Source organism: Geomonas ferrireducens, from assembly GCF_004917065.1.
Lineage (GTDB): Bacteria > Desulfobacterota > Desulfuromonadia > Geobacterales > Geobacteraceae > Geomonas > Geomonas ferrireducens.
The window spans coordinates 20,276-32,727 of sequence record NZ_SSYA01000001.1 but is presented as its reverse complement, the minus strand read 5'-3'; the positions used below and the strand labels follow the sequence as shown (position 1 = coordinate 32,727).

General features: G+C 63.5%; 12 protein-coding genes. 10 read left to right on the top strand and 2 right to left on the bottom strand.

From position 1 onward, the window contains the following. Positions 1-54: 54 nt before the first annotated feature. Positions 55-1,332 (bottom strand): multiheme c-type cytochrome, encoded by a 1,278-nt coding sequence (locus E8L22_RS00165; protein ID WP_246044464.1) that lies wholly within the window; start codon positions 1,330-1,332, stop codon positions 55-57. Next, positions 1,329-2,444 (bottom strand): WD40 repeat domain-containing protein, encoded by a 1,116-nt coding sequence (locus E8L22_RS00160; protein ID WP_136523283.1) that lies wholly within the window; start codon positions 2,442-2,444, stop codon positions 1,329-1,331. Before E8L22_RS00160 ends, E8L22_RS00165 begins: the two co-directional genes overlap by 4 nt. Before the next feature lie 282 nt (positions 2,445-2,726). On the opposite strand from E8L22_RS00160, the gene E8L22_RS00155 reads away from it, so the two are divergent. The 10 genes from E8L22_RS00155 (at position 2,727) to cmk (ending at position 12,451) form a co-directional block, all read left to right on the top strand. Then, complete coding sequence (locus E8L22_RS00155) at positions 2,727-3,008, top strand: DUF503 domain-containing protein (protein ID WP_136523282.1); 282 nt, start codon at positions 2,727-2,729, stop codon at positions 3,006-3,008. Positions 3,009-3,088: 80 nt separating this feature from the next. Then, on the top strand, positions 3,089-4,300 hold the full coding sequence (locus E8L22_RS00150) for an efflux RND transporter periplasmic adaptor subunit (protein WP_136523281.1): 1,212 nt from the start codon (positions 3,089-3,091) through the stop codon (positions 4,298-4,300). A 1-nt stretch (position 4,301) separates the two neighbouring features. Next, the gene (locus E8L22_RS00145) at positions 4,302-4,991 is read left to right on the top strand and encodes an ABC transporter ATP-binding protein (protein WP_136523280.1); all 690 of its coding nucleotides are present in this window, start codon (positions 4,302-4,304) and stop codon (positions 4,989-4,991) included. Further along, on the top strand, positions 4,992-6,158 hold the full coding sequence (locus tag E8L22_RS00140) for an ABC transporter permease (RefSeq protein WP_136523279.1): 1,167 nt from the start codon (positions 4,992-4,994) through the stop codon (positions 6,156-6,158). It abuts the gene before it with no gap. A gap of 7 nt (positions 6,159-6,165) precedes the next feature. After that, the gene (locus E8L22_RS00135; RefSeq protein WP_136523278.1) at positions 6,166-7,323 is read left to right on the top strand and encodes an ABC transporter permease; all 1,158 of its coding nucleotides are present in this window, start codon (positions 6,166-6,168) and stop codon (positions 7,321-7,323) included. Positions 7,324-7,523: 200 nt separating this feature from the next. After that, positions 7,524-8,267, top strand: a complete 744-nt coding sequence (locus E8L22_RS00130) for a hypothetical protein (protein ID WP_136523277.1) — start codon at positions 7,524-7,526, stop codon at positions 8,265-8,267. A gap of 93 nt (positions 8,268-8,360) precedes the next feature. Further along, the gene (pheA, locus tag E8L22_RS00125) at positions 8,361-9,440 is read left to right on the top strand and encodes a prephenate dehydratase (protein WP_136523276.1); all 1,080 of its coding nucleotides are present in this window, start codon (positions 8,361-8,363) and stop codon (positions 9,438-9,440) included. 12 nt (positions 9,441-9,452) lie between these two features. After that, positions 9,453-10,313: a prephenate dehydrogenase gene (locus tag E8L22_RS00120; protein WP_136523275.1), complete on the top strand. Its 861-nt coding sequence runs from the start codon at positions 9,453-9,455 to the stop codon at positions 10,311-10,313. A gap of 147 nt (positions 10,314-10,460) precedes the next feature. After that, a complete protein-coding gene (gene aroA / locus E8L22_RS00115) occupies positions 10,461-11,750 on the top strand; it encodes a 3-phosphoshikimate 1-carboxyvinyltransferase (RefSeq protein WP_136523274.1) in 1,290 nt (429 codons plus the stop codon). After that, the gene (gene cmk / locus E8L22_RS00110; protein WP_136523273.1) at positions 11,747-12,451 is read left to right on the top strand and encodes a (d)CMP kinase; all 705 of its coding nucleotides are present in this window, start codon (positions 11,747-11,749) and stop codon (positions 12,449-12,451) included. The genes aroA and cmk overlap by 4 nt, the downstream gene beginning before the upstream one ends. The last annotated feature ends 1 nt before the right edge of the window (position 12,452 follow it).

Sequence of the window (12,452 nt, the reverse complement as noted above, 5' to 3'; positions counted from 1 at the left end):
CGGGAGAGCATGGATACACCTTTTGCCCCCGAGGGGCAAGTTAAAAACGGGGCGTCACTTCATCTGCTCGAGCACTTTTCCCTTCTCTTTGGCGTACTCCTCGGCGCTCAGCGCCCCTCTGTCGAACTTGTTCTTGAGCGCCTTCAGCTCGTCCTCCGCGCCCGCCTGGGGCTTCACGCCTGCACCTTTCTGGCCCCGCTCCTTCAAGCGGCTCGCCTCGCTCTTGATGTCGACTAAGTCCATCTTAAGTTCGGCATTGCCGTACCAGTGGGTGTATGAGGGGTTCTGATGGTAGGCTCCCTTCACGGTGCGGGCGTAGTCGTACTTCTTCATCTTGAAGAAGAGCCGCTCGATGTGGGAGGTGTCCTCGTAGAGCATCTGGCTGTCGGTCACGAGGCGCGGACCGCTCAACGGGTGCTGCGGTCGGTTTTCCGGCATGGGATCGAGGAGCCCCCGATCATTCAGGTCCCAGATGATGTGCTCCGCCTCCTTCAGGATGGCGAGGCTTTGGGTGCGCACGAGGTCGCCGCGCTCGAGCTCGCGTTTGGCGAAGGCGGGTGCGTGGCAGGCGCTGCAGATGTTCACCATCTCCTTGCGCGCCGGTTCCGCCTTGGCGGCGGGATAGGGGACGCCGCCCGAGTTCATGGTGATGCCGATGGAGACGTTGTGGGTCCCCTTGGGCATGTGGCAGGTCTGGCAGTCCGGACCCGCCTTAGCGCCTGCACTTACGTTCAGCGTGCCGTGCAGCGAGGTCTGCCACATCTCCCACTGCGGGTGGTCCGGCCCCATGTGGCACTTGGCACAGGAGTTTGGATCGCGCACGATCTTCAGGTCGGTCATGTGCTTTGAGTGGCAGGAATCGCAGGCGTCCTCGACGCTGTGGCAGTAGTTGCAGCCGATCTCTCCCATCTCCGGGGACTGCTTCAAAAAGCGGGCGCACTGCACGTCCGAGCGCGGCATTTCGTCGCCCGGCTGGTGGCAGAAGCGGCATTCGTCCTTCTTGCGGTCGGGAAGCCCCCTGGTGCATCCCCACCCGGAGTGGAGCCCCATGCCGTGCCTGCTTAAGCGATGCTCCTCGTACGCCTTCTTGTGACAGGGGGCGCAGACCTTCATGCCGACCTTCGCCTCGCCCCTCACGATCTTGTCGTGGTCGCTGCCGTGGCACTTCTCGCACCCGACACCGGCCTTGGCGTGTGCGCTTCCCTGCCACTGGGCCACCGCGGCCGGAGTCTTCTCGGTGTGGCAGGGGATGCATGGTTCGGCGGCGCTGGATACGCGGGGCGCGATGAGTGCAGCGAGGATGGTCGCCGTCAGGACTGCTCGGATCATCATTTACTCTCCTTCTTAAGCTGTTTCCGGTACTCCGTGTCGGTGATGAGCCCCTGGCTGCGCAGGGCGCGCAGTTTGAGCGTCCGTTCCAGGTCGCCTGCGAGGGGAGCGGGCTGCTCGTCCTTCAGTCCGGAGACGAGGTACAGCCGCTCCTTGTACATGATGAGCGCGCCCGTCCCGTCCGGCAGGAAGACCCCTGCGGCGTCGGGTGGGAAGGTTGCGATTTCCTTGTTTTTATGGAAGAGGTGCCCCCCAAGGAGGAGATAGGCTCCCGAAGGGGAGAGGGCGGGCGCGGCCCCGGAGGCGTTCCAGGTCTCCACGTCTTTTCCGGCGGGGAGCGAGATGCGGCGCCCCGGCGAGCCGCCGAGGACGAGCGACTCCCCGTCGGGGGCGTAAGCTACCTTGCCGGCTCCCAACTGCGCCTCGGCGATGCTGCCGCCGGTGCCCGTCGAAAGGTTCTGGACGTTCACCTTGAGGTACGGGTTGAAAAGCGGCGGGTCTTTCACCGTGGTGTAAGCGATCTCGTCGCGGTACGGCGAGAGTGCCACGATCATCTGGTTGTAAAGCAGCGCCTCGGGCAGACGCGCCACCTTGGGGCGGAGCGTCACATCGCCCAGAAGGGTGATCTCAGGCTTTCCGGCGCCGTCCCAGCGGTAAAGACGCGACGCCATCTGGGTTCCGAAGCTGAACTTCTTGACCACGAGGGCGCCCGCCAGGAGCTCCTTATCCGAGCGCCAGACGAGCGAGGTGACCCGCCCATCGACACGCGTCTCCCCCACGCTGTTCCCGGTGCTGTCCAGGATGCGCAGGACGGTGCTCTCACCGGGAGCTATGGCCACAGCCACCCGGTCCCCCGAAGGCGAGAAGCTAAGGAGCTTGGCCGCGGAACCAGCGGCGGCCTTTTCCACCCCCTGCAGGTCGAAAAGGCGGATCGAGCCGCGGTCGACGCAGGCGACCGCACCTTTCGCGCCGGCATCAAATGGTGACCCGGCGTCGCAGCGGGCGAGTGCCTGCACCCGGAACCCTTCCGGCAGCTGTGCCGGCAGGGTGGTGGCGCAGCCGGTAAAAGAGCCCATGGCGATTACGAGCAGCAGGGCTGACAGAGCTTTCTTCATGAGTACCTCCGTTCGGCGAGGCGCCAGTGTACTCGTTTTATCCGCCCAAAACAACACGCAAAGGCTGCGCAGAAAGGGTGTGCGTGTATACTGGATTACCGCGTGCAGCCGCCACCCGCGCCGCTGCCGGGCTCGCCTTGCAGAGAAAATAGAGTCCACGAAGAGCCGCATGTGCCCTGACGTCCCCCCCTTTGCGAAGGGGGGACAGGGGGGATTTAGCCTCGGTCCGACCGCGTACCCAACCCGGAGTTTCCTCCATTAACCCGGAAAAGGAGCAACCCGATGCACGTAGCCCTGCTGCAAATGAGACTTCTCCTCACCAGCCGCACCCTGAAGGAGAAGCGCGCCATCGTGAAGAGCGTGCTGTCGCGGTCGCGTAACCGCTTCAACGTCGCCTGCTCCGAGAGTGCGCTGCACGACCAGCCCGCCGACGCGGAACTTTGCTTCGTCACCGTGGCGGCAAGCCCGATGCGCGCGAGGCAACTGCTGCAGGAACTGGAATCCTGGCTCGTTTCGGAGCGCCCGGATGTGGAGATAACCGATGTCCAGCTCGAGGAGCTCTAGGAAAATTGCGGACTTCCCCGCTGCCTTAAAATGTGTTAGCTTCCGCTTTTATTGAATCCGCTTTATCGGGGTGACCGGGCATGGCGCAAGACGACCTGAACAGACTGACCATCGACAAGAAACGCTATACTCCCGGCGGCGCCAGAACCCGGCGCCCGCGCCTCGTCGCAGCCGTGGTGCTCATCGCCCTTCTCCTGGGACTTTGGACCTTTATTTCCAGGCGCAGCGTCGAGATTGAGGTTGCCACCGTTTCCCTCATCTACCCTTCCCAGACATTTTCCCTTTTGAACGCAAGCGGCTACGTCGTGGCACAGCGAAAGGCCGCCGTCGCCTCCAAGGCGACCGGGCGCCTCGAATGGCTCGGCGTGGAGGAGGGGAGCGTGGTGCGTGCGGGACAGCTGATCGCCCGCCTGGAGAACCGGGACGTTGCCGCGGTGAAGGGGGAGGCCTCGGCTGCCGTCTCCGCGGCGCAGGACAACCTGGAGCAGGCCGGGGTGGAACAAAAGGACGCCGCCCGGGCGCTTTCCCGCGCAAAAGAACTGGTGGGGCAGGGGATCATCGCCCAGGCCGATTACGACACCGCCGAAGCCCGCTATCAGCGCGCCGTGGCCGCCGTGGCGGCGGCCCGCGCCAACGTGAGGCAGGCGCAAAGCGCCCTCAAGGGGGCGGATGCTTCCCTTGACTACACCCTGATCCGCGCCCCCTTCGACGGCGTTGTCCTCACCAAGAACGCCGACGTCGGCGACATCGTTTCCCCCCTTGCCGCCGCTGCCAACGCGAAGGCCGCCGTGGTCACCATGGCCGACATGGGCTCGCTGCAGGTGGAGGCCGACGTCTCCGAGGCGAACCTCGCCAGGGTGAAGGTGGGACAGCCGTGCGAGATCCTTCTCGACGCCCTTCCCGACGTCCGTTTCCGCGGCGCCCTCTACACCATCGTCCCGACCGCGGACCGCAGCAAGGGGAGCGTCATGGTCAAGGTCCGCTTCCTGGACAAGGACCCGCGCATCCTCCCGGAGATGAGCGCCAAGGTCGCCTTTTTGGAGCGCGAACTGCGGCAGGGTGAGGGGACGCCGCGCGTGGGTCTCCCTCCCGCGGCCGTCGTGCACCGCGACGACAAGGATTACGTCTTCAAGGTGGTGAAGGACCGGGCGCAGCTCACCCCCGTTACCCTGGGTGGAAAACTGGGCGACCTGGTGCAGGTCGATTCCGGAGTGAAAGCGGGTGACCGCATCGCCACGAAGCCCCTGGACAAGCTGCGCGACGGCAGCCGCGTGAAGACGGCGGAAAAGTAGCATGGCGCAAACGACCGAGCCCATCGTAAGGATCAGGAACCTCTCCAAGTCCTACCGCCGCGGCACCCAGATCATCCCGGTCCTCTCCGGCATCAGCTTCGATATCGCGAGGGGCGAATTCGTCGCCCTCATGGGGCCCTCCGGCTCCGGCAAGAGCACCCTTTTGAACCTGGTCGCGGGGATCGACAGTGCCGACGAGGGGGAGATCGAGATCGGCGGCGTGGAGATCACCCGCCTTGGAGAGAGCGATCTTGCCCGCTGGCGCGCCGTCAGCGTCGGCTTCATCTTCCAGTTCTACAACCTTATCCCCGTCCTGACCGCCTTCGAGAACGTGGAACTCCCCCTTTTGCTCACCCACCTGAACCGGCGCGAACGCCGTGAGCACGTGGAGGCGGTGCTGAACGTGGTGGGGCTTGCCGACCGGATGGACCACTACCCCTCCCAGCTCTCCGGCGGACAGCAGCAGCGCGTCGCCATCGCCCGCGCCATCGTCACCGACCCGGAGATCCTCGTGGCCGACGAGCCGACCGGTGACCTCGACCGCGCCTCCGCGGAAGAGATCCTCCAGCTCATGGACCGCCTGGTACACGAGTTCGGCAAGACCGTCATCATGGTGACCCACGATCCCCGCGCCGCCGAGAAGGCCCATCTCGTGCGGCACCTGGAGAAGGGCGAGCTGAGCGTGACCTAGATGGGCATTCCCTACTCCTACAGCTTCCGAAACCTATGGACCCGGCGGCTCACAACGGTCCTCACCGCGAGCGGCATGGGGCTCGTCGTCTTCGTCTTCGCCGCGACGCTGATGCTCACCGAGGGGTTGCAAAAGACCCTGGTGCAGACCGGCTCGCCGGACAACGTCATGCTTTTGCGGAAGTCTTCCAACTCCGAGGTGCAAAGCGCGGTGGAACGGGACCAGGCGGCGCTTCTGGAGAGCCAGCCTGAGGTCGCCGTGGGGGAGGACGGCGAGCCGCTTCTCGCGAAGGAGCTGGTGGTTCTCATCAACCTGAAGAAACGGGTGACCGACACGCCGTCCAACGTCATCATCAGGGGAATCACACCCGCTTCCCTCAAGCTGCGGCCGGCGGTCCATCTGAAGGAGGGGCGCATGCCGAGGGCCGGCTCCGCTGAGGTGGTGACCGGGGAGAGCGTGGCGCGCCGCTTCAAAGGGTGCGGACTTGGCGAGACGCTTCGTTTTGCCATGCGTGACTGGCGCGTCGTGGGGGTGTTCGATGCCGGGGCGACCGGCTTCTCCTCGGAGATCTGGGGCGATCGCGACCAGATGATGCAGGCCTTCAGGCGGCCGGTGTACTCGTCGATCATCTTCAGGCTGCGCGACACCACCTCTTTCGACGCCTACAAGGCGCGCGTGGAGGGGGACCCGCGCCTCACCGTAGAGGCGAAGCGGGAGACCCGGTACTACCTGGACCAGTCCGAGGCGATGGCGAAGTTTCTGCGCATCCTCGGGATGGTGCTCACCGTGGTTTTCTCCATCGGTGCGGTGATCGGCGCGACCATCACCATGTACGCCGCGGTTGCCAACCGGGTGACCGAGATCGGCACCCTGAGGGCGCTCGGCTTCCAGAGAAAGAGCATCCTCTCCGCCTTCATCATTGAATCGCTTCTTTTGGGAGTGTGCGGCGGCCTTCTCGGCATCTTCGCGGCCTCGTTCATGCAGCTCATCACCATCTCGACCATGAACTGGGCCTCGTTCTCCGAGCTCGCCTTTTCCTTCACGCTCACCTTCGGCATCGTCTGGAAGTCGCTTCTCTTTTCCGCCGTCATGGGGCTCGTGGGAGGTGTGCTCCCGGCTTTCCGGGCCTCGCGCATGAAGATAGTGGAGGCGCTTCGGGCCACATGAGGTTTCGATGTTCATCCTGAAATACATCCTCCGGAATCTTTTCCGACACAGGCTCCGCTCCGTGCTCACCGTCGTCGGAGTGGCGGTGGCGGTGCTCGCCTACGGCCTCTTGACGACCCTCGTCGGGCTTTGGTACTCAGGCGCCGAGCATGCCTCGGACACGAGGCTCATCACCCGCAATGCCATCTCGCTCGTCTTCCCGCTCCCCATCTCCTACCTGGAGAGGATCCGCGGCGTGCCCGGGGTCACCACGGCCTCCTACGGAAACTGGTTCGGGGCCTATTACAAGGAGCAGAAGAACTTCTTCGCCAACTACGCCATCGAACCGCGCAGCTACTTAGAGCTCTACCCTGAGTTCATCCTCCCTCCCAAGGAGAAAAACGACTTTCTCCTCGACCGCAAGGGGTGCATCGTCGGGGAGCGCCTGGCCCGGACCTACGGCTGGAAGGTGGGGGACCTGATCACCCTGAAAGGGACCATCTACCCGGGCGACTGGGAGTTCGTGCTGCGCGGCATTTACCACGGCAAGGAGAAGGCGACCGAGGAGCGCATCTTCCTTTTCCACTGGACCTACCTGAACGAGACCATGCGTCGCACCGTGCCCAGGCGCGCCGACCAGGTGGGCTATTTCGTTGTCGGCGTGAAGAACCCCGGGCTTGCCCCCGATGTGGCGCTCGCCGTGGACTCCATGTTCAAGAATTCCCTGGCCGAGACCCTGACCGAGACGGAGAAGGCCTTCCATATGAGCTTCGTCTCGATGACCGAGGCGATCATGGTCGCGATCCAGATCGTCTCGTACATGGTGATCGCCATCATCATGGTGGTCGCGGCCAACACCATGGCCATGACGGCACGCGAACGGATCGGCGAGTACGCGACCCTGAAAACGCTGGGGTTCAAAGGGGGGCACCTGGCCGGGCTCATCTTCGGGGAATCGGTCGCCATATCCCTTCTGGGCGGGCTCCTGGGCGTTGCCTTGACCTTCCCGGCCGCACACTGGATCGAGAGCGAGCTCGCCCAGTACTTTCCCTACTTCACCGTCTCCCCGCAGACCCTGCTCTTCGAGGTTTTGGCGGCGCTCTCGGTAGGTGTCGTCTCCGGTATCTTCCCCACCTGGCGCGGCGCCACCATCCGCATCGCCGACGGCCTCAAGCGCATCGGGTGAAAGGCTCTAACGCAAAGACGCCAAGCCGCGAAGGCGCAAAGAGGAAACCAAACTCTTGTATTTTCGATGAAAACCCAGTATAAGACCCCCCTGCCTTTGGTTTTGAACCATTACTCGGTTTGCTTTGCGTCTTTGCGGCTCTGCGCCTTTGCGTTAGAGCCTCTCGCCTTGACGCCTTTTATTTCTTCAGGAGGCTCCCTTTGAGATTTTTCCGCATGCCTAAGGACCGCATCGTCTTGCTTTTGCTCGTGGTGTCCCTCGTCCTGTACCTAGCGGATTACTTCGCGTTCGGCCGCCTGCAGGAGATCGGCTTCGGGTTCATGTCCAACGTCGCTTTCCTGCCGGTCTACGTCCTCTTCGTCACCCTGATGATCGAGCGGGTGCTGAAGGAGCGCGAACGCGAGGCGATGATCAAGAAGCTCAATATGGTGATCGGCATCTTTTTCAGCGAGGTGGGTACGCCGCTTCTGAAGGATCTGCAGGCCTTCTATCAGGACGGGGAGGAGCTCTCCAGGAATCTCAGGGTCAACGTGCGCTGGAAGAATGATGATTACCGCTCCGCCCGTCTTTTCCTCGACACGCACGACGTCCGTCCCGACTCCCGCGTCGGCGACCTCGCCGCTTTGAAGAGCTTTCTCGCCGAGAAGAAGGGGGTGATGCTGTCCCTCATGGAAAACCCGAACCTCCTCGAGCACGATTCCTTCACCGACCTGCTCTGGGCCGTTTTCCACCTGATCGAGGAACTCCAGGCGCGCCATTCGCTCTTGGGCCTGCCGGCAAGCGATATGGACCACCTAAGCGGCGACATGAAACGCGCCCATACCTACCTTCTCATCGAGTGGCTCTCCTACATGGCGCACCTGCAGAAGGACTACCCATACCTCTTCTCGCTGGCGGTCCGCATGAACCCGATGAACCCCGAGGCGCGTGCCGAGGTCTCATAGTAAACAGAAAAAAGTTGCATCTTTGCGGCGGGTATCTTATAAGTATCAGCTCCGCAAAGTGCCACCATCCCTCCTGAAAGGCGACCCAAGGCTTTGAAAGAAAAGCAGACTCTGTCAAAACTCCGTCAGGACATAGATGCGGTTGACGACCACATCCTGGAACTTCTGAACGAGCGGGCAAGGCTCGTGATGCAGGTCGGCGCGGTGAAGACCGAGAACCGCAGCGACTTCCACGTCCCCAGCCGCGAGAGGGAGATCTACGACCGGCTTACCGCGGAGAACCCGGGACCCTTCCCGTCTGAGGCGGTCCGCGACGTGTTCCGCGAGATCATCTCCGCCTCGCTTGCCTTGGAGAAGCCGCTCAAGGTCGCCTTCCTGGGGCCCAGCGCCACCTTCAGCCACCTGGCCTCCATGCAGCATTTCGGACTCTCCGCCTCGCTTTCGCCGGAGCGCTCCATCCCAGCCGTCTTCGAGGCGGTCGAGAAGGGTGAGGCGTATTACGGCGTGGTCCCGGTGGAGAACACCACCGAGGGGATGATCTCGCACACGCTCGACATGTTCATGGAGAGCGAGCTGAAGATCAACGCGGAGGTGCTCCTCGAGGTTTCCCACTTCCTGCTCTCCCGCACCGGGCGTTTCGAGGACATCAAGAAGGTCTATTCGCACCCGCAGCCCTTGGCCCAGTGCCGCAAGTGGCTCGCCGAGAACCTCCCCAACGTGCCGCTCGTGGATGTCGCCTCGACGACACTCGCGGCGCAGATCGTCGCCGAGGATTACACCGCTGCGGCCATTGCCAGCGAGTACGCCTCGTCGATCTACAACCTGAAGATCGTCAAGGCGCGCATCGAGGACCAGGTGAACAACTTCACCCGGTTCCTGGTCATCGGACGGAAGATGGCCGAGCGTTGCGGCGACGACAAGACCTCGCTCATGTTCTCGGTCCGCGACGAGGCCGGCATCCTGCACCGCATGCTGGAGCCGTTCGCCAAGCGCAACATAAACCTCTCCAAGATCGAATCGCGACCGCTTAAGAGGAAGGCGTGGGAGTACATCTTCTACCTTGACCTCACCGGGCACATCGACGACCCGGAAGTGGCCGAGGCGGTGAAAGAACTCTCCACCTGCTGCCAATTCGTGAAGGTGCTGGGCTCCTACCCACGAGCACGCCAATGAGGGAGTCCTAGCATGGTCTACTTCAAGAAGATGGCCGTGATCGGCGTCGGTCTGATCGGCGGTTCGCTCGCGCGTGTCCTGCGTGAGAAGAAGGCCGTGGGTGAGGTCGTCGGCATCGGCCGCGGCGAGGCGAACCTGAAGCGCGGCGTCGAGCTGGGCGTTTTGGACAGTTACACCACCGATGCGAAAAAAGGAGTCGAAGGGGCCGATCTGGTCTTTGTTGCGACACCGGTTTGCAGTATTCCGCAGGTGGTGGCTGAGATCGCGCCGCATCTCTCAAAAGGATGCATCGTGACCGACGGCGGGAGCGTGAAAGAGTACGTGGTTGCGGCATGCGAGCCGCTCATGCCGGAAGGAACCTGGTTCGTCGGCGGGCATCCCATAGCCGGTACCGAACACTCCGGTGTAGAGGCGTCCTTCTCCACTTTGTACCAGGGGAGGCGGTGCATCGTCACCCCGACCGGGAACACCGATCCGGCCGCACTGGAGAAGGTGGTCGAGCTCTGGAAGGTGGCCGGGTCAAACGTGCCGCTTATGGATCCGGTGCAGCACGACTTGGTGGTGGCGGCGATATCGCATCTTCCCCACATGGTCGCCTACTCGCTGGTCAATGCCGTTGACGGTTACGACCGGTTCGGCGGCGATCTGCTCTCCTTTTCCGCCGGCGGGTTCAGGGATTTCACGCGGATTGCCTCGTCCGATCCGGTGATGTGGCGTGATATCGCGCTCACCAACAAGGATGCGATTCTGGAGATGATGGATTTCTTCTCCGGGTATCTGGAAAAGCTGCGCGGCTTGGTTGCCGCCGAAGATGCCGAAGGGCTGCGGGCTTTCTTCCTGAACTCCAAGCAAAAGCGGGACGCGATTCTGTAACAGCAGCAGTCAGCAGCCAGCAGCCAGCAGCCGCCGTCCGACCAGTCCGACCAGTCCGACCAGTCCGACCAGTCCGACCAGTCCGACCAGTCCGACCAGTCCGACCAGTCCGACAAAAAATTGTGAAAGCTCGCACCGAGGTGCTTCATGCAAAGCTATACCGTTGAACCCGCCACCGGCATCCGCGGCGAAATCCGTGTCCCCGGGGACAAGTCCATTTCGCACCGCTCCATCATGTTCGGCTCCATCGCCAGCGGGATCACCCGGGTTTCCGGCTTCCTGCGCGGCGAGGACGCCTTGGCTACCCTGGAGGCGTTTCGCGCCATGGGGGTGCAAATCGACGATGACGGCGAGACGGTCACCATCCACGGCAAAGGTCTGCACGGCCTGGAAGAGCCGGGCGACGTGCTGGATTGCGGCAACTCCGGCACCTCCATGCGCCTTCTTACCGGCCTTCTTGCCGGCCAGAATTTCTTCTCGGTTCTCTCCGGCGACAAGTACCTGCGCGCCCGCCCGATGAAGCGCGTGGTGGGCCCCTTGAGCCGGATGGGCGCCCGCATCAGCGGACGCGCCGGCGGTGAAAAGGCGCCTCTCGCCATCCAGGGGGGAAAGCTGACCGGCATCGAGTACGACTCCCCGGTTTCCAGCGCCCAGGTGAAGTCGGCCATCATGCTCGCAGGGCTGTACGCGGACGGCGAGACCGTGGTGCGCGAACCGCACCTCTCCCGTGACCACTCGGAACGCATGCTGCGCGCCTTCGGCGCCAGGGTCGAGACTTTCCCCGGGGGCGTGCGGGTCTTCGGCGGCCCCGAGCTTACCGGACGCGATATCGTGGTCCCCGGGGACATCTCCTCGGCAGCCTTCTTCATGGTGGCGGCGCTCATCGTACCGGGCTCCGAGCTCCTGATCCGCGGCGTCGGCGTCAACCCGACCCGCACCGGCATCCTCGACATCCTGAAGGGGATGGGGGGAGATATCGAGCTCCTGAACGAGCGCGAGGAGTCCGGTGAACCTGTGGCGGACCTCCTGGTGCGCTCCTCGAAGCTGAAGGCGATGGAGATCTCCGGTGAGGTGGTGCCGCGCGCCATCGACGAGTTCCCCTCCATCTGCGTCGCGGCAGCGCTCGCCGAAGGGACCACCGTCGTGCGGGACGCCTCCGAACTTAGGGTGAAGGAAACCGACCGCATCGCCGCCATGGCGGACAACCTAAGACGCGCCGGGGTTACCGTGACGGAGACGCCGGACGGCATGGAAATAACCGGCGTCGCCTCGCTGAAGGGGTGTGCGGCGGACAGCTTCGGCGACCACAGGATAGCCATGTCCATGACGGTGGCAGGTCTTACCGCAAAAGGGAACACCACGATCTCCGACGTCGAGTGCATCGCCACATCCTTCCCCGGCTTCCGCGAACTCCTTGAGGGGGTAGTAAGGCGTTGAGCGACACAGTAAGAGAAAACGGAGTAATCGTAGCGATAGATGGCCCCTCCGGGGCCGGGAAGAGCAGCCTCACGAAGCTCTTGGCAAGGCGGCTCGGATACATTCACATAGACACCGGCGCCATGTTCCGCGCCGTGGCACTGATGGCCAAGCGGGCGGGAATCGCCGCGGACGACGACGCGGGACTTGCCGAGCTCTGCCGAACCCTTGAGATTACCTTCGTGCGGGACGGCGAGGGGTGCCGCGTCCTTGCGAACGGCGAGGACGTCTCCAGGGAGATCCGCACCGAGGAGATCGGCCTTTTGACCTCTGCCGTATCGGCCAGAAAGCCGGTGCGCGCGGCGCTTTTGACCATGCAGCGTGCCATGGGTGCCAAGGGGGGAGTGATCCTCGAAGGGCGCGACATCGGCACGGTGGTCTTCCCTGACGCCGAGGTGAAGTTCTTCCTCTCCGCCAGCGCCGAAGAGCGCGGCAGGCGCCGCTACCTGGAGCTTGCCGCTCGAGGCGACAGCGCCACCCTCGAAGAGACCATCGCCAAGGTGATCCAGCGCGACCGGCAGGACGAGGGGCGCGAACACGCGCCGCTCAAGCAGGCAGCCGACGCACTCCCCATCGATTCGACCAGCCTCTCCATCGATGAGGTGCTCGCGGTCATGGAGAGGGCAGTGCGCGAACGCATTGCCAAAGGGGAGAAGGGGTAAA

Coding starts and splice junctions, on each gene's coding strand:
- E8L22_RS00165 (WP_246044464.1), bottom strand. CDS start 1,332: ATGATGATCCGAGCAGTCCTGACGGCGACCATCCTCGCTGCACTCATC.
- E8L22_RS00160 (WP_136523283.1), bottom strand. CDS start 2,444: ATGAAGAAAGCTCTGTCAGCCCTGCTGCTCGTAATCGCCATGGGCTCT.
- E8L22_RS00155 (WP_136523282.1), top strand. CDS start 2,727: ATGCACGTAGCCCTGCTGCAAATGAGACTTCTCCTCACCAGCCGCACC.
- E8L22_RS00150 (WP_136523281.1), top strand. CDS start 3,089: ATGGCGCAAGACGACCTGAACAGACTGACCATCGACAAGAAACGCTAT.
- E8L22_RS00145 (WP_136523280.1), top strand. CDS start 4,302: ATGGCGCAAACGACCGAGCCCATCGTAAGGATCAGGAACCTCTCCAAG.
- E8L22_RS00140 (WP_136523279.1), top strand. CDS start 4,992: ATGGGCATTCCCTACTCCTACAGCTTCCGAAACCTATGGACCCGGCGG.
- E8L22_RS00135 (WP_136523278.1), top strand. CDS start 6,166: ATGTTCATCCTGAAATACATCCTCCGGAATCTTTTCCGACACAGGCTC.
- E8L22_RS00120 (WP_136523275.1), top strand. CDS start 9,453: ATGGTCTACTTCAAGAAGATGGCCGTGATCGGCGTCGGTCTGATCGGC.
- aroA (WP_136523274.1), top strand. CDS start 10,461: ATGCAAAGCTATACCGTTGAACCCGCCACCGGCATCCGCGGCGAAATC.